This window comes from candidate division KSB1 bacterium, from assembly GCA_024655945.1.
Taxonomy (GTDB): domain Bacteria; phylum Zhuqueibacterota; class Zhuqueibacteria; order JANLFK01; family Oleimicrobiaceae; genus Oleimicrobium.
In genome coordinates this window covers 123,965-143,713 of the sequence record JANLFK010000008.1, presented here as the reverse complement: position 1 = coordinate 143,713, position 19,749 = coordinate 123,965, and the positions used below count along the sequence as shown (strand labels likewise).

Sequence of the window (19,749 nt, the reverse complement as noted above, 5' to 3'; positions counted from 1 at the left end):
CCATGCCGCTACGGGTGTGCACATCCTCCGTTGTAAGGATTGTCGGGGTGCTCATGGCCCTCTCTCTGGGGACCATGCTGGCAAGTCCATTGCGGCGAGAGTCGGGGGTAGCTATTCGCCACCGCTGCGGCTTTACCGCGCCGTACGTGGATCGCGCCGGCAACCTCTGGCACCCGGACCAGCGATACGCCCCAGGGAGCTGGGGCTTCCTGAGCCCTGGAGTGGGCGTGGCCTCCACTGCCCATGCCATCGCTAATACCGAAGACGACCCGCTCTATCAGACGGAGCGTTACGGTCCCGCCATCGCCTACCGCTATGACGGCCTGGATAGCGGGCTCTACTCAGTCACTCTTAAGCTTTGCGAGATCTATTGGACAACCCGCGGCAGTCGCGTCTTTGACGTGGCCATCAATGACCTCCTCTTCTTAGACAACCTGGACATCTTCGCCTTGGTGGGACACGACGTTGCCTTGGACACCTGCTTTACCACCTGCCCGGAAGGAGGGAGCATCACCATCGCCGTACCGGCAGTAGACGCCGATTATGCGAAAATAGCGGCCATCGCCATCACGCCGACCGTGGGCGACGACGTACCGCCCCTTCCCCCTGAGGGGGTGCAATGTTCCTCTGTTCCTGAAGGGGTACGTATCAGTTGGCGGCGCAACGTGGAGAACGATATCCGAGGCTACCGCCTGTTTCGTGCTCTTACGCCTGCCGGCCCTTATGAGGCCTGCACCACCGGCCTCATCAAGGCCCCCACGCCCGTGTTGGCTTATACCGATGGCGAGGTCCCGCCAGGGACGACCGGGCACTACTTCGTGAAGGCAGTGGATGCCTCGGGCAACGAAAGTGCCCCTTCCGCCGTGGTGGTAGGCACAAGAGCCCGCGCGCCGCGAAGCATGTGGCCAGTGCCTTCCTGTGCGTGGTCACGGCCGCTTGGCGACTATCCCCGGGGCGCTACAGGCAGGACCAAGAGGGGCGTACCCTTGGGTGGCGTGGGTGCCGGCAACTTTATGTTCAATCTGTGCGGCACCTTTGGCCCCTGGGAGTTCAAGACCGGCGTGCACGAAGAGAAGTTCTTGCCCCAGGGGGCCTTCCACCTGTTTGAGAAGATCCCCGGGCAAGCAGCGCGCGCGCGTACCCTTGCCACCGAGGGTCTTCTGCCCGCCTGGTCAACCCTGAACCAGGGCGATGGGCGCTACTATGCCCTCTACCCGCAGGCGTGGTTTGACTTCTATGGCAACCTGGCCGACCTGTCCCTCAAGCAGTTCAGCCCCATCATCCCGCACAACTACCGCGAGACCAGCTTTCCCGTGGGGGTCTTCCAGTTTCGGGCGGCCAATCCCGGCGCCGACACTTTGGAGCTCGCCCTGATGTTCACCTTCCCCAACGCGGGTTATGCCGACGAGGTGCGCACCGGCCTGCGCACTGCGGTCGAGGCGGAAGCAGAGCTCATCGGGGTGGTGCTCCGCGCCGAAAGCCCGCTCAACACTTCTGTAACCCAAGGCAGCGAATGGTGCATCGCCACCCGCAAGGAGCCCGGCTGGACGGTGAGCGTCTGCCCCTCCTGGAACGGCTCGGGAACCGGCGCCGACATCTACGACGACTTTGCCGACGGCAGGCTCAGCGGCGTGGCTCTGGATGGCTCCGGCTCTGCCGCCGCGGTAGCGGTCAGCCTGAAGCTGGCCCCCGGGGACGAAGCCACCGTGCCCTTCGTGCTCACGTGGTACTTCCCCCGCGTGCGTTTCGGCGAGGGCACCGAATGGTACCGCCGCTACACAGAATATTTCGGCACCGAAACTGGCCACTCCTTTGCCGTGGCCCGCGAGGCATTGGCAAACTTGGCGCAGTGGGAGGCAGAGGTCGACCGCTGGCAGCGGCTGATCGTCGACAATCCCCACTACCCGCAATGGCTCAAGCAGGCCGCCCTCAACGAGCTCTATTACGACACCTTCGGCGGCGTCTTCTGGGAGAACGGCTGCATCACCCGTCCTGCCGAGTCGTCGTACGGTACCCTGCCTGCTGACGACCACAAGTACTTTTGCATGGAATGCCAGGCGTATCCCATGTGCGAGACTTTTGACGTGCGCCACTACGAGTGTCGCCACTATCTTGAGCTGTGGCCGGAGATCGAGCGCGACGTGCTGCGCTGGTTTGCCGACTATATCGCCAATGACCCGGAGGGGAAGGCCCCGCACGACGCCGGCATGCCTGCGCAGGACCCCTTCTTCCGCTTCAGTGGTTATGGGGGCGACTGGCAAGACATGCCCAGCAAATTCATTCAGCAGGTCTACGCGTACTACCGCAAGACGGGCGATCAGGCCTTTCTCAACTTCGTGTGGCCGGCCTGCAAAAAGACCTACCGCTACATGAAGACCAAGGACGCCAATGGCAACACCCTTCCTGACCATGGGAACACGACCTACGATACCTGGGGGTTCGTGGGAGACAACCTCCTCTGCGGGGGCCTGTGGGTCGGCGCCTTGCAGGCCATGGCCCGGCTGGCGGCAGCCGTGGGGGAGACAGGACTCAAGGCGGAAGTGGAAAGAGCCCTGGCCGTGGCAAAGCAGGTGCTGGACAACCTGTTCTGGCAGGAGGAGCTGCACTACTACCGACTGGATGCCCATTCTACGGCCATCATGGCAGACGGACTCAATGGCCAGCGCTATTGCGAGACCACGGGCCTGGAGCCCATTCTGCCTCCCGGCCGCGTCGCTTCCCATCTCCACCAGGTGTTCGAGCGGTGTGTCGCGCCGTTGGCCGATTACACCGGCGACGGCATCGGCGACATGGGGGCCGTGAATGGTCGCAATGCCGACGGCAGTCCTCTCCCCTCTGGACAACCCAACGAGGTGTGGACCGGCTCTTCTTATTTCGTCGCGGCAAGCATGTACCACTGGGGCAAGGAGCTCGGCGACGAAACTCTCATGCAGAGGGCCTTGCAAACGGCCTATGGCGTGTACTATCAGACGTGGGTGAACGAAAGGACAGCCTACCTCTTCAACACGCCGGAGGCCTGGCATTATGCCGATCCGGCGCAGTACCGCGCCGAACAGTATCAGCGTCCGCGCGCCGTGTGGGAGCTCCTGCTGGAGATCGCCAATCCTTTCGACACCCTCTCTACTGTCGTCGAAGAGGTAGGAGGATACCGCGGCGTAGCGCGCGAGCCGACGTTACAGCAGAACTGGCCCAACCCCTTCAATGCGGGCACGGTGATCGCCTATCACCTGCCGGAGGAAGGGCATGTGGTCATCACCGTGCACACCGTGGCCGGCCGGTTGCTTGGGGAGTTAGTCAACGCCACACAGCATGCGGGGTCCCATCGCGTGTTGTGGGACGACCCGGCACCCAGTGGGGTGTACTTCTGCCGGCTCTGGGTAAGGACGGCGACGGGGGAGGCTGTCAAGACGATGAAAATGGTACGTCTCAGGTGAGGCAATTTCGGCAGGCACTCTTCTGATCAGGAGGAAGGGATGAGATCACCGCAGGCGCTGCTACTCGTCTTGGCCCTTGGAACCGTGACCATGGCAAGGACGGCGACTCCCGGCGCTGGGCCCAGCCCAATGGTGAGCACGCTCCTGGCACAGATGTCGTTGGAAGAGAAAGTAGGCCAGATGACCCAGATCTCTTTGGAGCTGGTGTGCAAGGGCTACCCTCTGACGCAGGAGCCGCTGGAGATCGACCTGCCCAGCCTCAGGCGCGCCCTTCTGGAGTACCACGTGGGGTCGATACTGAACGTGGGCACCTCCGCACACCCCTTGGGGCGCTGGCAGGAGATCATCACCACCATCCAGGATGTGGCGACCAAAGAGACGCGCTTAGGCATTCCGGTCATTTACGGCATCGACGCCGTCCACGGCGCCGGCTACACGCTCGGGGCGACGCTCTTCCCGCAGCATTTGGGCATGGCCGCAACCTGGGAGCCGGAGCTGGTGCGCAAGGAGGCGGAGATAACGGCCTACGAAATTCGTGCCTGCGGCATTCCCTGGAACTTTAGTCCGGTGCTGGATGTTGGGCGGCAACCGTTGTGGCCGCGCCTGTGGGAAACCTTCGGCGAGGACCCCTATCTGGCTTCGGTCATGGCAAAGGCCTACGTGGCCGGCCTGCAGGGCAGCGATGGTCGCCTGGACGTTCACACACGGGCTGCCGCCTGCGCTAAACACTACTTGGGCTACAGCTTTCCACTCACCGGCAAAGACCGCACCCCGGCCTGGATTCCCGAACGCATGCTGCGCGAATACTTCCTGCCGCCATTTCAGGCGGCGGTGCAGACCGGGGTGAAAACCGTGATGGTGAATTCCTCAGAAATCAATGGCCTCCCCGTGCACGCCAGCTCTTTCTACCTGCGCGACCTTCTGCGCAGTGAACTGGGGTTTCAGGGCGTGATCGTCTCCGACTGGGCTGACATCAGAAATCTCCATGAGCGGGACCGCGTCGCCTCCACTGCCAAGGAGGCCGTGCGCATGGCCGTCATGGCTGGCGTCGACATGAGCATGGTCCCCTTGGACTATAGCTTCTACGAGCTCCTCTTGGAGTTAGTGCGCGAGGGCGCTGTGCCCGAGACGCGCATCGACGAAGCGGTGGGGAGAATCTTACAACTCAAGGCCGACCTTGGCCTGTTTGCAAATCCGTATCCGCCAAGAGAGGGGTCAGGGCGCTTCGCTTCGCCCGAGTACCGGCAAACCGCCCTGCGAGCAGCCCGCGAGTCCATCACGTTGCTCAAGAATAGTGGCAAGCTCCTTCCTCTCTCTCCTTCGACGAGAGTGCTGGTCACCGGGCCAACGGCCGCCAAGCGCTCGTGCTTGAATGGCGGCTGGACAATCACCTGGCAAGGAGACCGTGAGGAACTCTACCCGAAGGACACGCCCACCATTCTTGAGGCAATTGTGGCCATGGCCGGCCGCGAGAGAGTGACATACCTGCCAGGGGTCGAAGTGCACCGCGACAGAGACATCAAGGCAGTGGTGAAGGCAGCTCGCAAAGCCGATGTAGCCATCGTCTGCCTCGGCGAAGACCCGTACTGTGAGACGCCCGGAAACATCTCGGAGCTGACCTTACCGGAGCCCCAGCTCCGCCTGGTCGCCTCATTGGCGGGGGCGAAGGTGCCCGTCGTCGTGGTGCTGGTGGAGGGGAGGCCGCGCATCATCACCAGCATCGCCGACAAGGCGGCAGCCATCCTCGTGGCTTACCTGCCGGGGCCGCAAGGAGGGCAGGCCATCGCCGAGGTCCTCTTTGGCCTGGTCAATCCTTCGGGCAAGCTCCCCATCACCTACCCACGCGCGTGCAATGACCTGACGCTTTACGACCACAAGCACAGTGAGAATGCCAATTCCTTCAATCGCTACCATCCGCTCTTCCCGTTTGGCTTTGGCATCAGCTACACCTCGTTCGCCTACACCGACCTCATTCTGGACAAAGAGAAGTTGCCGCGTGGCGACTCCTTGACCGTGACCGTCACCGTGCAGAACGTGGGCCAGAGAAGCGGGAAGGAGGTCGTACAGCTTTATCTCAGCGACCTATACGCCTCGGTGACGCCCTCGGTGCGGCGCCTGAAGCGTTTCGCGAAAGTGGACCTCAACCGGGGAGAGAAGAGAACCGTGCAGTTTACTCTCCACGAGTCTGATTTGAGCTTCATCGGCCTTGACAATCGGCCGACGGTGGAGCCTGGGGAATTTGCCGTGCGTGTCGGGAACCTGGAGCGTACCTTTGTCCTGGAGTAAGTGCTTGCCGATCGACGTCTGGCAACGTGGCAGGCATGGCAGCGACTTCGCCCTGCCTGGGAGCGCCAGACTTAATGATGAGCGGCCAAGTCGCAACGCAACGGAGCATGCGACGGTGACTTGTCCATGAATTTGGCCCAGCTGGACATGGCCTTTGTCGGCACCTACTTCGTCGTGCTGCTGGTATTGGCGTGCTACTTCTCGCGGCGCGAAAAGACCAGCACGGACTATTTTCTGGCAGGACGCGGGACGGGGTGGGTAGTGATCGGCGCGTCTCTTTTTGCCTCGAACATTTCCAGCGAGCACTTTGTCAGCTTGGCTGGTTCTGGGGCAAGCCGCGGCCTGGCCATAGGCCACTTCGAATGGCAGGCCTGCCTCGTGCTCCTCGCGCTGGGCTGGGTATTCGTACCCCTCTATCTCAATTCGGGCGTCTCCACCACGCCTGAATTCCTTGAGAAGCGCTACGGCAGGGCCAGCCGCATCTACCTGAGCAGTGTGTCCATCGTGGCATATGTGCTCACGCGCATGTCGGTCATCCTTTTCGCGGGCAGTCTCCTGCTTCGCCAGATGGTGGGCTGGAACATGGCGACCTCTGCCGTGGTTATGGCGTGCGTGGCCGGCATCTATTCGGTGGCAGGCGGGCTGAAGGCCATCGTGCATCTGGACGTGTTCCAGTCGGCGGTCCTGCTTGCTGGGGCAGCCCTCCTGACCATGTTCGGGCTGCGCGAAGTGGGCGGCTGGCATGGGCTGCAACACAGGGTGCCGCAGGAGTTCTTCCACATGATGAAGCCGCCCTCCGATCCCGATTTCCCGTGGACAGGGATCCTGCTGGGTGCACCCATCCTCAGCATCTGGTACTGGTGCACGGATCAATACACGGTGCAACGGGTACTGAGCGGCAGGAACATCGACCAGGCAAGGAGCGGTGCGGTTCTGGCAGGGTTCCTCAAGATCCTCTCCGTCTTCGTGCTGGTGCTTCCCGGCCTAGTCGCTCACGCGCTTTCGGGCGACTCGGGCTTGGGGGCTCGAGCCTATCCGGTGTTGGCAACTTGCACTCTTTTGCCGCCTGGCGTCAAAGGAGTGGTTGTGGTGAGTCTCATGGCTGCCCTCATCAGCTCCCTTGCCAGCTGTTTCAACAGCAGCTCGGCCCTCTTCACACTCGATTTCTACCGTCAGTTCCGGCCGCAAGTGACCGAGAAGGAGCTGGTGCTAGTCGGCAGGCTGGCCACCACGGCGCTGGTCATCCTGGCCATTCTCTGGGTGCCCTTCATGCGCTACATCAGCTTGCAAATCTTTGCCTTTCTGCAGAGCGTGCAGGCCTATGTGGGCCCGCCCATAGCGGCTGTGTTTGTCGTCGGCATTCTCTGGCCGGGCGTCAACGCCAAGGGGGCCATCTGCTCCCTGTGCGGGGGTGCAGTGGCCGGCGCCCTACGCCTTGTTCTGGAACTGCTGCACAAAGCTGGGCACCTCCGGTGCGCCCCGCTGGAGCAAGTGGCCAAGATCCACTTCTTGCACTTTGCGGCTCTGCTGTTTGCCCTATCAGCCATCGTGCTGGTCGGTGTCAGTCTGTCCACCGGGCAGCGTCCGGCCCATCTTAGCAGCGGATTGATGTCTGTACCAGCCGGAGTGCTTGCCAGCCAACATGCCGGCGCTGGCAACAACTGCAATCACACCCGGCACCGGGCAAATATCGCCTTTTCGGTATTGTTGGTCATAACAGTGCTTTTCCTGTACTCGCGCTTTCTGTGAGGAGCGATGAGACGCCACATAGCCACAGCCCTGGTCAGTGCGATGGTCGGCGCGGCCGCCTGGAGCGCGGCAGTAGCCGGCGGCGAGATACGCTTCGGCTGCATTCCGGCCAGTCCGGAGGTGGGGCAAGAGTTTCAGGTGGTGGTCTGGGCAAGGGGTTTTCCGCGTCTGGTGGCGATTGACCTGCGCTTAGCAATCGATACGCTGGCGGTGCAGGTGCGGGGCATCGAGCCCGTGGCGCTGCGCCGTTTTGACTGGGTGCGGTGGAAGGCAGTGGCTGACCCAGGGCCCTCGGTGACCGCGCTCATGCTGAGCAAGGCCACTACCGGTGTCGCCCTTCCCGACGGCGACACTCTCGTGGTGCTGCGCTGCCTGCGCGTGGGCGCCCAGGCGAGCAGCGTGGGTCTGCGCACTGGCTACCCCGTGGCCATCGACGAGGCGTTGCGAGAGTCGCCGTGCGGCGTGTTCCCTGCGGTGATTGCCCAGGCAAGCTCTGTTGGGCAACAAGAGGCAGAGGCAAGGGAGACTCTGGGCGCGGCGGCTTTCCCCAATCCGTGCAAGGGGGTCGTCGTGCTGCGGGTGACGGGCGTGCCCGAGGCAGGCTCGGCTCGCTGGTCGCTCTACGACGCCCTCGGCAGATTGGTGTGGGAGCAGGCAGATCCGGTGACCCCGGGTGGAGCACGACTGCTCTGGTACGGTGTGGATGCCTCCGGGCAACCGTTACCTGCCGGTACCTATTTCTATCGCCTGAGAATTGGGGCAAGGGAGCTCAGAGGAAAATGCGTGCTGCTACGATAGCGGTCTTCAGCCAGCTGATAGGCGCTGCGCTTTCGCTGGCCGCCCCACAGCTCGCCGGGCGGGTGACCGGTTTAGGGCACAGGCCTGTGTCCGACGCCACGGTGGTGCTGCTGCCAGACTTTGCCCTGGCCAGGACCGATTGCGCCGGCTGCTACACGCTCAGGCCGCCAGGACCCGGCGGCTTCCTGCTGCACGTCTCTGCTCCCCACATGCTCGCCGAGCGGCGGCAAGTGAGGGTGGATCGAGGGAGCGCTGTGCTCGACGTGCAGCTTGTCCCTGGCGACGAGAACGCTGACGGCCGCCTGGACCTGTGGGACGCCATAGCGCTGGTGCAGCGCCTCGGCCCGGTTGCAGCCAACGACCCTCTGGACGCTGACGGCGACAGCGCGCTCTCGGTGCAGGACCTCGAGGCGTGGTACGACACCTGCTGGCAAGCCGAAGGCCATTGGCGCTCCTTTGTCCTCCTCGATGACGCCGAGCATACCGGCCCGGCGGTCGTCTACCCGCCGCAGGGACGATGGCAGACGCACAAAGACCAGGGATCGACGACGCTGCCTGCGCCAGGAGTCGCGGTGGGGCCGAGCGCCGGGGGCTATCTCTCCTCGCGCGCGTATCAGTTTCGCTATGTGCTTGGCTCGACAGTCCAGTATCCGTTTGCCTTGATCAGATTCCTGTTTGGACAGAACGACCAGGTCACCTTCGATGCCCGCGGTTACGAGGGCCTCATCGTCGCCCTCAGAGGAGAGGGGCAGCCGCTCATCGTCTCTCTGAAAGCCGCCGTCACTTCAGATGACTGGGCCGAATACTTTGTGCGCATCCCTGAGGTGTCGAGGGAGTGGCGAGTGTATGAATTCGACTTCCGGCAGGATTTCCACCAACCCTCCTGGGGCCAGCGCGAGGGCATCGACGATGTTCTTGACACCCTGCAGGCCGTGCAGTTCAAAGCCGACGAAGCTTCCCGGGATAGGGCAGTTACCCTGTGGATCGACAATCTCCTCTTGTACGGGCGCCTGTACGAGCCACCCAGCACCCAGGTGAGAGTGCGCCTCACCGAGCAAGGGCAGCCACTTCCGGCTGCGGTCGTCACCATCGACGGGCTGGACTGCCGCCGCCGGGCGCTGAGCGACCTCAGGGGGGAGGTGCTCTTCCCGGCAGTTCCGGCGGGCTCCTACCTCCTCTGGGCTTGGCGCCCCGGCTACGCAAGCGACACACTGGCGCTGCAAGTCGAAGGCCAGGAGCGGCTCGATGTGGGCCCGCTGGCTGTACGACGGCTTGTGCCAGTGCCGAAGCCTCTTTCATGCGGCCCGGTGCGCGTGGCAAACGGGCGACTGGAGGTCGATTTCGACGGCGACACAGTCTATGAGCCCTTTGTCATCAAAGGCGTCGGGTACTCGCCAGTGCCCATAGGGAGCTGGGGCGATCTGGTCTATCCGGAACGGGTGTACGCAAGAGACATGCCACTGCTGCACACGATGAATTGCAACGCCATTCGCACGTGGGGCAAGGCGGAGCAGCTCCTCCTCGACCAGGCAGGCCTCTGCGGCATCAAAGTGCTGGCCGGCTTCTGGGTGTCCACCGAAGCAGACTTTTTTGCACCGCGCGAACGCATGGCAATCATCGAAGAATTCGAGCGGTACGTGCGCAGCATCAAGGACCACCAGGCGCTTTTGGCGTGGTCGTTGGGCAACGAGCAAAACCTGACCAATGGCGACAACTGGGCCTGGTACTCCCTGGTGGAGGACCTGGCGGTGACTGCCTTCCTTGCTGAAGGGGCAAGTTACCATCCGGTTGCCTGTCCCAACGGCGACCGCACGCGCATTGGCCTGGCCGACTACTTGGCGCGCGATAGCGATTTGCCGTATCTCGACATGTGGGGGATGAACCTCTACAAGTCCGACCGGGAGGGATTTGGGCCGACCTTCCTCCTGTACTCGGCCTTCTCCTCCAAGCCCCTGTGGATTTCGGAATATGGCATCGATGCCTATGACAACCGCAATCATCGCGAGTACGAGCTGACACAAGCCGTTTTTGCCAAGAATAGGCTGTTGGAAATGAGGCGGCACCCCTTTTGCATTGGCGCCACGCTGATGGCCTATTCGGACGAGTGGTGGAAAGCCGGCGATCCCTGGTCACACGACCTCGGAGGATATGCCTCCTCTGCTCACCCTGACGGCTTCTCCAACGAAGAGTGGTGGGGTATCTTCCGCGTCAGCCGTAGAGCGGGCGACATCGATTCGCTGGCGGCCAGGGCCATATTCGATACTTTGCGCGTCTACTTCCGATGAGCCCAGGGAAATGGAGAGCAGCACGCTGAAGGTTGCACCAGGCGGACGAAAGGAGGTGAGAGCGAGGACTCTTCGACGTATGCCAAGGCTTGGGGTAACGGATCCAGAAAGGAGGTGATGAGGCGGCCTGATGTTCCACACAGTGTGAAGCGTTGCTGTTAAATGACGCCAAACCAAACAGGAGGTCGGAGCCATGAAGACAGTCTTGCTCGTTGCGGCTTTGCTGGCGGCGCCCGTTCTGGTTGTTGCCCAGGAGCATATGATCAACAGCTTTGATGCGGCACCGGCCGATACCAACTACTGGGCCTATTTCGCCAACCACGGCGGGCAGCACTATCAGACCAGCGATCACGCCGACTCTGCCAAGTGCTGGCTGAAGGTCAGCTACGTGCCGAATCCGGTACAAGAGGGGGCTGGCGCCATGCGCCTGGAGTACAGCGCGCACGACATCGAGAGCTGGGGCGGCTACGTGAAGCTGGAGCACTGGAACCCCGACTCCAACGGGCTCTACGACTGGTCGGCCTACGACTCGGTGATGTTCTGGTACTACAACGAAACGCCGCAGTCGCTGCCCGGCCGCGTGCACTTGCGCTTTAACCTCCACGACGTGAGCGATTCGCCCAACGGGGTGAGGACTTACAACGTCATGGAGTCCGAGTACTACTACTCGTTCCATTACGTATTGGACAACGCCCCCGGCTGGTATCGCATCGCCATGCCGCTGCTGGACGGCAGATTTGACCCCAATCTGGACGAGTGGGGCGGTGGCGCTTTTAACCGCACCGGATGGGCAGGAATCCAGGGAAACGACATCCTCGACCTGGACAAGATCAAGGGTTTCTCCTTGGAGTTCTCCATCAGCGGGAGCGGCGCAGGAGATGTGTGCACCGGCACCGTGATCCTGGACCACCTGGCCCTCTTCTCGCCCACGCGCGTGGAGATCATCTTCTTCAATGGGCGGGAGGTGCCCAGCAATGTGACCCTGTGGGGAGGCTGGAGCGGGACAGGCTCCGCCGAGGTGACCGACGTCGAGGCCTCCACCCCGGGCACGCGCTCCATCTTGTGGCGCACACCCTCTGCCGACTGGGCGGTCGGCGACGGCATGGGTCTGTTCTTGACTTCGCCCAAGAACCTTCAGGCCGCCTGGAGAAGCGACTCGCTGCAGTTCAAGATCAAAGCCAACGCCGGCCTGGGACAGCTGGAGGTGGTGCTCTTCGACCCGGATGAAGATGGTTGGGGCGTGGAACCGGACCTCGAGTACAACGCCATCTACCTGCTGGATGAAGCGGCGGTGGGCTACGACGGCACCTGGAAGCAGGTGAAAATCGCCCTCAAGGACTTCAACCGCTTTGCCGGCGGCTGGAACCCCACCACCAACCAGTGGCAAGGGGGCGAGATGGACTGCACTAAAGTCGCCGGTCTCAAAGTCAACATCAAGCAGGCCAGCGGCCTGGGCAAGGAGGTTCACCTGGACGACATCTGGACCGGTAACCCGGCCATTGACATTACGGCACCAGAGGCGCCGGAGAATGTCCGTGGCGTCCCTGGAGCCTACTACAACTTGGTGGTGTGGCGCGATGTCCCCGGGGAAAGGGACGAGACCTACACGGTCTACGCCAGCCTGCAGCCCATCGACCCCGCCAACTTAGCGGCGTTGGACGTGGTGGCAGCCAAGGTGCCGGAGAATACCCAGGCGGTGACGCACTGGCTCTACCATCCCCTGGTGGACAAGGAGCTCACTTACTACTATGCCGTGGAGTGCAAGGATGCTGCCGGCAACGTCAGCGCCCTGGGCCTGTCCGGACCAGCCACCAACACCGCGCAAGGCATCGCCACCATCTCGCTTGAGCCGCCGACTAATTTTGCCGCCGACGGCGATTTGGCTGAGTGGGACGCCAGCGGCATCATGCCGTTTGTGATCAAGCCGGAGACACACCACGTCCCGGTGGGCGACGTCAAGGATGAAGCCGACCTGACCGGCACCGTCTACTTGGCGGTGGACGACACTTTCCTCTACGTCGCCGCCGATGTGGTGGATGACTCCTACTTCTACGGCCCGGGCAACTGGTGGGACCAGGATGCCTTCCAGATGTTCATCGGCCTCTACGACCAGCGGGGCGTGCAGCACAGCGCCATCAAGCGCGGTGCCGAACCCGACTACATTATCTACTTCGTGCAAGACCACCTGCAGCTCGACTATTCGGGTGGAGGCACGCTCTACACCCCCGAGCACGAAAACTACTACTTCTCCGACCTCGGCGGTAGAGACTATGTGATAGAGGCCAAGATACCGCTGGACGCGCTGCCGGTGCAAAACGACGTCCGCTTCCACCCGGTGCGCGGCATGCGCATCCCCATCGACCTCTACTTCCACGACAACGATGGGGGCACCTGGCAGGGCAACCTCGGCCTGTCACCGGTGAGCACCGACCACCAGTGGCAAAACCCGCAGGAGTGGACCTACACCTGGATTGGCGACACCATGTTTGTCCGCACCGAGGTGCCGACAGCCCCGAAGGCCCCGACGGTGCTGGCCTACGAGCTCCGCCAAAACTACCCGAACCCATTCAACCCTGCCACCGTCATCACCTTCACACTGCAGAAGCCAGGGGTGGTGAAGCTGGAGCTCTACAACCCCCTGGGGCAGAAGGTGAGGACCTTAGTGGACGAGCTCAAGCCCGAAGGGACCCATACGGTGACCGTGAACGCTGAGGGGTTGCCGTCCGGCGTGTACATCTATCGACTGCGGGCGGGCGACTTTGTGCAGGCCAAAAAGATGGTGCTGATGCGTTAGGTGCTGCCTCCTGCAGTCAGCCGTAGTGGTCAACCCCGTCGCCACGCGGCGGGGTTGACCAGGCTGGGGGCGCCAAGGCTTGAAAATCAGATGACGCACGAACTGTCGTCTTCCCGTATAAGAAACCGACTCCTCTGGAGTCCAGGTGAGCGTACCATGCAAGGATCGAGCTATGCGCCGTGTACAGATGACATCGCTTTTCGTGCTGGTGGCCGTGTTCTTCGGTCTTGCCCCACTGGCGTGGGCGCAAACCACAGGTAAGATCGTCGGCCGGGTCGTGGATGCCAGCACGGGCGGCCCGCTGCCCGGGGTGAACGTCATTGTTGAAGGCACCACCAGGGGAGCCGCCACCGACGAGAATGGGCAGTTTTTCATTCTCAACATGCCACCCGGCACCTACACCCTGCGGGCCACGATGATCGGCTACGAGGCCGTGCGCCTGCAGAACGTTCGTGTCTCCGTCAACCGCACCGAGGAGGTGTCGATCCGCCTGAGCCCCACGGTGCTGGAGGGCAAAGAGGTTGTCGTGCAGGCAGAGAGGGTGGTCATCAAGAAGGACCAGACCAGCTCCATCCGCAACGTCTCCTCCGAGCTCATGGACATTCTCCCTGTGGAGAACGTCGGCGCGGTCATCGGCCTGCAGGCCGGCGTGGTGGAAGGCCATTTTCGGGGAGGACGCCTCACCGAGGTGGCCTACCTGATCGATGGCATGAAGGTGACCGAGTCGTTCGGCGGCTCCGGCCGACACGTTTACCTTGAACCCACCGCCATTGCCGACCTCGAGGTCATTACCGGCACCTTCAATGCCGAGTATGGCAGGGCCATGAGCGGCGTGGTTAACGCCGTCACCAAGGACGGCGGCAATCAGTTGCACGGCGCGCTCTCCGCAGACCTGGCTAATTTCCTCACCGCGCACAAGGACATCTTCATTGGGCTGCGCGACGAGGAACTCACGCGCAACCAGGACTACAAGGCGCAGCTGAGCGGGCCGCTGCTGGGCGAGCGCCTCACTTTTCTCGCCGACTTTCGCTATCAGGACAACAAGAACCATCTCAACGGCGTGCGCCGCTTTCGCCCCTCCGATTACAGCAACTTCGAATCCGATAACCCAGCGCAGTGGTACTCAGAGCATGCCGGCGATAGTGCCTACGTGCCCATGAACCGCGGCAAGAACCTCTCCCTGATGGGCAAGCTCTCCTGGCGTCCGTCGCCAAACCTGAAGGTAGGCCTCCTCTACACGCTCAACCGGGACGAGTGGCACGACTATAACCATGCCTTCAAGTACAATCCTGACGGCATGGCCGCCACCCACCGCGACGCGCACATGGGTGCGCTGCAACTCAACCACATGCTCTCGCCTCGTCTTTTCTACGAGCTCAAGCTCTCGGCCCTCTACCACGACCACGGCTGGTACGTGTTCAAAGACCCGTTGGACAAGCGATATGTGCACGACAAGTTCCTGCGCGACACCGGCCCCGGCTTTTTCACGGGGGGCCAACAGAAAGGCCACGACGAGCGGTTGATGCGGGAGCAGTCCATCAAATATGATCTGACCTGGCAAGCTACCTCTCGCCACAGTCTGAAAAGTGGCTTCCAGGTGACGCGCTACGACCTGCACAATCGGTACAAAGAGATTCGCAACCTCTATTACAACACCGACCTGGAAAGCGTACTCTACCAGCCTGTGGTGCTGCCCGACTCTTCCATCTACACCGACCTGTACCGCGTCAGGCCTCTGGAGTTCTCCGCATATTTACAAGACAAGATGGAATTCGACGAGATGGTCATCAACTTAGGGGTGCGTTACGACTACTTCGACCCGAAGACGGTCTACCCCTCGCAACCCCGCAATCCTGCCAACCAGCTGACGTTCGATGACCCGTCCCGGATGTCCACCTATCCAAAGGCCGACCCAAAGGTCCAGGTCAGCCCGCGCTTCGGCCTTTCCTACCAGTTAGGAAGAACCGCCCTCCTGCGCTTCAGCTATGGGCATTTCTTCCAGATGCCGCCGTTGTATGCACTCTACCAGAACCATGACTTCCGGGTGGCGCCCACCGATTTTGTCACCGTCATGGGCAACCCCCAACTGAAGGCCGAAAAGACGGTGCAGTACGAGGTCGGACTCTGGCAGGAGCTCATCCCCGGTATGGGCTTGGAGGTCGCGCTCTTCTATCGTGACATCTACGACCTCCTCAGTGCCAAGGTCATCACCACCTTCAACCAGATCGAATACGGCCTTTACAGCAACAAAGATTATGGCAACGCCAAGGGTTTGGAGGTCAAGTACGACTTTGTGCGTGGCCCTCTTTCCGCCTACCTCAACTACACGCTGCAGTACACGCGCGGCAACGCCGACTACCCGACGCAAACCTTCGACCGCGCCGGCAACAGCATGGACCCCGTCGTGCGGTTGATCCCCATGAGCTGGGACCAGCGCCATACGCTCAATGTCACCGTGGGCTACAATACTGCCCGCTACGGGGCCACGCTTACCGGTTACTACAACTCGGGTGCACCGTACACCTGGGACCCTTTGCCCGAAAGCATGCTGGCGCGGGTAAACCTCTATCCCAACAACGCCTGGCGACCGGCACGGGTGAGCGTCGACATGAGCAGCTTCTACACCATTCCCCTGTCCGCCTCGTTCAAGTGCCGCATGACGCTGAACGTCTACAATCTCTTGGACCGGCTGAACGAGGTGTGGGTGAACAGCCAGACCGGTCGGGCCTACACGGCGGTGGTGCGTCCCTCTGACATTGCAGGGCACCGCAGCGACTTTAACGATTACATGGACCGGGTGCACAACCCCTCGATGTTCGCGGCGCCGCGCTTAGTCAAGTTCGGCATCGGCCTGGTGTTCTAACGAGACGGCGCAGCAGGAAGGGCTGTGGTGAAAAACAAGGTCGTTCAGACAACGAGGTGAATGCCAAATGCTCAAGTCAGCCAAGTTCGCAGGAATCGCCCTGGTGGTGCTCTGCGCGTTGAGCAGTGTGCTCTTCGCTCAAGGGCGAAAGTACGAAGGGCCCGATGACCCTGCCGGCGACATTGCCGCCATAAGGGAGGGGTACATGACCGGCAATCGGGTCTTTATCTACTTCAAGAATACGACCGAGTTGGCCAAGTGGGTGTCGGGCGTGGTAGGTTCGCAGTGGTCACGCTGGCCGAACAACATGAGCGGTGTGCGCATGACCGACGGCGTGGGGCTGCTCATCGGGGCGCGCGTCTTCGTGGAGAACGATTCCATCCCGGTCACCGACCCGGTGCAGATCAGCACGCGCAAGGACTTGGACACGCTCTACTTTCTGCAGACCAGCTACCGCGAGGAGATGGACCGTGACCCTACCGGCACCATCGAATGGGGTCTGTATCCCGTGTTCGGCTACTTCAACGCAGCAGGCGAATATCCGGCCATGAGCAACCGCCCGGACTCGTGGCCCCCCGAGGGATGGCCCTACACCGGTCGCCTCCTCCACTGGCCCGGTGAATGGGACGGGCGATTCGGCCGCGGCAAAATGGAAGCCGACCTGGAGACCTACTTCGTCGCTAACGACGCCCAGGACCAGGAGTACCTCGGCCCCGAGGACCGGGTGAAGTACTATCCCCGCCCCGGCGTCTGGATCGGCGACATCCGCCCGCAGGTGACCATCCAGAAGGGCAAACCGTGGGGCGGCATCGGCGTTCGTGTCGAACAGCGCGGCTTCCAGTGGAACAACCCCCAGGCACGCGACGCCATCTTCTGGGAGTACACCATCGCTAACATCTCTGACTACGACCTGCCCCAGGTCTGCTTCGGCTACTGGGTCGATAACGCCGTCGGCGGCGAAAGCGACGACGAGCTCGGCTTCTTCGACAAGAAGGTGGACATGGCCTACTCCTGGGACGTGGACGGCATCGGGCAGGGAGGGTTGCCCACGGGCACCATGGGCTTTGCCTACCTGGAAAGCCCAGGCATTGGCTGGGACGGGGTGGACAACGACGAGGACGGACTGATCGACGAAAAGCGCGACAACGACGCCACCAGGCTGATCGGGCCTACCGACGGGATCGCCAACCTGAGCGCCTTCCTCTCCTTCTACAACCTGAAGGTCGAGGACCTCCGCCCCCACTGGGATGCCGACGAGGACCAGGACTGGCAGGATGGCGAGGACCTCAACGGCGATGGCGTCTACCAGATCACCGAGAATCCAGGCGACGACGTGGGGCTGGACGGCGTCGGCCCTGCCGAGCTGAACTACACCGGGCCCGACGAGGGCGAGTGCAACCACCGCCCTGACCGCGTGGAGGGGCGAGCGGAGCCGAACTTTGCCGAGACCGACGTTTCCGAATCCGACATGATCGGCCTCACTGCGTTCCTGCTCTTCCCAGTGCCCAGCCACGCCTCTGACTACCGCTGGTTCCGCGGCGACAAGTCGATGTGGGAGATCATGGCCTCAGACACGCTCATCGAGTACTATGGCAAGATCTCCAATCTCATCGAGGTTTTCGCCTCGGGGCCGTTCCCGCTGTACAAAGGGCGCACCGAGCGCATCTCCATGTCCGAGCTCCATTCTTACGACCCCCTGGAAGGCTTGAATTCGCCAAAGCACAGCGCACCTGCCCTCTTCGAGGTCAAACGCATCGTCCAGGTCGTCTACGAAAGCGACTACCGCTTCGCCAAGCCGCCGGAGATGCCCACGTTGACGGCCACCCCAGGAGATGGCTACGTGATCCTCACCTGGGACAACGTCGCGGAGACCCGCACACGCGACCCATTCCTCAAGAACGCCAACGACTTCCAGGGCTACAAACTCTTCCGCGCCACCGATAAGAAGATGTCCGATTGCGAGGTGATAACTGACGGGTACGGCACGCCGATGTTCCGCAAGCCCATTTTTCAGTGTGACCTGAAAGACGGCAAGCGCGGCTTCACCAACTACGGCTTGGTGAACGGTGCTGGCTACTACCTCGGCGACGACTCGGGCATCACCCACTACTTCATCGACCGCGAAGTGGAGAACGGGCGCACCTACTACTACGCGCTGGTGGCCTACGACTCCGGGGCGGTGAACATTGGGCCCGGCATCGCTCCGTCGGAAAACAGCATCTACATCGATCTGGACGAGGCCGAGGAGGTGCGCGCGGTCGGCAAAAACGTGCAGATTGTGACTCCGCATCAGACTGCTGCCGGCTACGTGCCGCCCACCGTAGGAAGCCAGAGCGAAGGCCTCCTTTTCGGTTGCGGCTCCATCGTCCCGGAGATCCTGGCCGAGAGAAGCCTAAAGACCGGCCACACCTACAAGGTGACCTTCAGCATCGACACGCTCACGGCGGTGACCAACTATGCCCACGGCCTCCTCTACACCACCAGCGGTATTCACGTGTTCGACGCCAGCGCGGACAATGCCTTGGTCTACGAGGAGACCGCGCGACGCTTCGCCTACAATAACATCGTGTGCGTGGATTCCGTCCTCAAGCCATATTCGCACTTTGTCGCTGGCAGGGAGATTTACACCGATATCTTTGACGGCGTACGCCTGAAAATGCTCCACCCGGTGATCACCGCGGAGCTGGACGGGACGCGCAGCGGGTGGTTGGTCGGCTCAAGCCCCATGCGGCTGGTGCAAACGCCCGAAAGCAACCTGTTCCCGTGGGACTATGAGATCGTCTTTACCGGGAAAGACTCCGCCTATGTGGGCAGGGTGAGTACCAAGACCATGCGCGACGAGACCGGCCAGCGGATCAGTCGCTCCGCGCTGCTGGTCAACCTTCCCTTCAGTTTCTACGTGGTGAACCGCTCCTTTGCCGGCCAGGGAGGCACCCCAGAGCTGTTGGACCTTGTGGTGCACGACAGGAATGCCAACCTGCGCTTCGATATTCTGCAGGATCGCGTGCTGGTGGGCCCGGTCACGACCGACAGCAAGTGGGCAGGCACGGCGTTCATTCTTGACTTCAGCGCTGCTGGCGACAGCAGCAGACTGCCCAAGCCCAACGATGTGTACCGGGTCACTTTCAGGCGGCCGTTCTTCTCCGGCGACACCCTGTCGTTCACGGTCAATGAGGCCGGACCCTTAGATGTGGCCGCGCTGCGCCAGACCATGCGCACTATCAAAGTCGTGCCCAACCCGTATGTGGCCACCAATGCCATGGAGCCGGCAGTGTCCAATTGGCGTCTGAACCAACGTCGTCGTCTGATGTTTACCCACCTGCCCGCCAGATGCACGATCAAGATCTTCACGGTCAGCGGCGTGCTGGTGGATGTGCTGGAAGTGGACAATCCTCTCGACGACGGCACCGCCCACTGGGACCTGCTCACCAAGGAGGGTCTGGAAGTGGCTGCCGGCATGTACCTCTACCATGTGAAGGCGCACGCCACGGGCGATGAGCAGATGGGCAAATTTGCCATCATCAAGTGACCCAAGGGCAA

General features: G+C 62.0%; 8 protein-coding genes. All 8 read left to right on the top strand.

Annotated elements, in window-relative coordinates; genetic code table 11:
- Positions 1-2 precede the first annotated feature (2 nt).
- Positions 3-3,434: a GH116 family glycosyl hydrolase gene (locus NUW13_11240; protein ID MCR4439597.1), complete on the top strand. Its 3,432-nt coding sequence runs from the start codon at positions 3-5 to the stop codon at positions 3,432-3,434.
- Between the two features lie 39 nt (positions 3,435-3,473).
- Positions 3,474-5,720 (top strand): glycoside hydrolase family 3 C-terminal domain-containing protein, encoded by a 2,247-nt coding sequence (locus tag NUW13_11235; protein ID MCR4439596.1) that lies wholly within the window; start codon positions 3,474-3,476, stop codon positions 5,718-5,720.
- A 126-nt stretch (positions 5,721-5,846) separates the two neighbouring features.
- Entirely contained in the window at positions 5,847-7,469 is a 1,623-nt protein-coding gene (locus NUW13_11230) for a sodium:solute symporter (protein ID MCR4439595.1), read from the top strand.
- Between the two features lie 6 nt (positions 7,470-7,475).
- Positions 7,476-8,267, top strand: a complete 792-nt coding sequence (locus NUW13_11225) for a hypothetical protein (protein ID MCR4439594.1) — start codon at positions 7,476-7,478, stop codon at positions 8,265-8,267.
- On the top strand, positions 8,249-10,552 hold the full coding sequence (locus tag NUW13_11220) for a hypothetical protein (GenBank protein ID MCR4439593.1): 2,304 nt from the start codon (positions 8,249-8,251) through the stop codon (positions 10,550-10,552). Before NUW13_11225 ends, NUW13_11220 begins: the two co-directional genes overlap by 19 nt.
- A gap of 193 nt (positions 10,553-10,745) precedes the next feature.
- A complete protein-coding gene (locus NUW13_11215) occupies positions 10,746-13,346 on the top strand; it encodes a T9SS type A sorting domain-containing protein (protein ID MCR4439592.1) in 2,601 nt (866 codons plus the stop codon).
- 172 nt (positions 13,347-13,518) lie between these two features.
- Positions 13,519-16,209 (top strand): TonB-dependent receptor, encoded by a 2,691-nt coding sequence (locus NUW13_11210; protein ID MCR4439591.1) that lies wholly within the window; start codon positions 13,519-13,521, stop codon positions 16,207-16,209.
- 67 nt (positions 16,210-16,276) lie between these two features.
- Entirely contained in the window at positions 16,277-19,738 is a 3,462-nt protein-coding gene (locus NUW13_11205; protein MCR4439590.1) for a hypothetical protein, read from the top strand.
- The last annotated feature ends 11 nt before the right edge of the window (positions 19,739-19,749 follow it).

What these genes read in the sequence shown, in the direction of transcription:
- NUW13_11240 (MCR4439597.1), top strand. Translation starts at nt 3, where the DNA reads ATGCCGCTACGGGTGTGCACATCCTCCGTTGTAAGGATTGTCGGGGTG.
- NUW13_11235 (MCR4439596.1), top strand. Translation starts at nt 3,474, where the DNA reads ATGAGATCACCGCAGGCGCTGCTACTCGTCTTGGCCCTTGGAACCGTG.
- NUW13_11230 (MCR4439595.1), top strand. Translation starts at nt 5,847, where the DNA reads ATGAATTTGGCCCAGCTGGACATGGCCTTTGTCGGCACCTACTTCGTC.
- NUW13_11225 (MCR4439594.1), top strand. Translation starts at nt 7,476, where the DNA reads ATGAGACGCCACATAGCCACAGCCCTGGTCAGTGCGATGGTCGGCGCG.
- NUW13_11220 (MCR4439593.1), top strand. Translation starts at nt 8,249, where the DNA reads ATGCGTGCTGCTACGATAGCGGTCTTCAGCCAGCTGATAGGCGCTGCG.
- NUW13_11215 (MCR4439592.1), top strand. Translation starts at nt 10,746, where the DNA reads ATGAAGACAGTCTTGCTCGTTGCGGCTTTGCTGGCGGCGCCCGTTCTG.
- NUW13_11210 (MCR4439591.1), top strand. Translation starts at nt 13,519, where the DNA reads ATGCGCCGTGTACAGATGACATCGCTTTTCGTGCTGGTGGCCGTGTTC.
- NUW13_11205 (MCR4439590.1), top strand. Translation starts at nt 16,277, where the DNA reads ATGCTCAAGTCAGCCAAGTTCGCAGGAATCGCCCTGGTGGTGCTCTGC.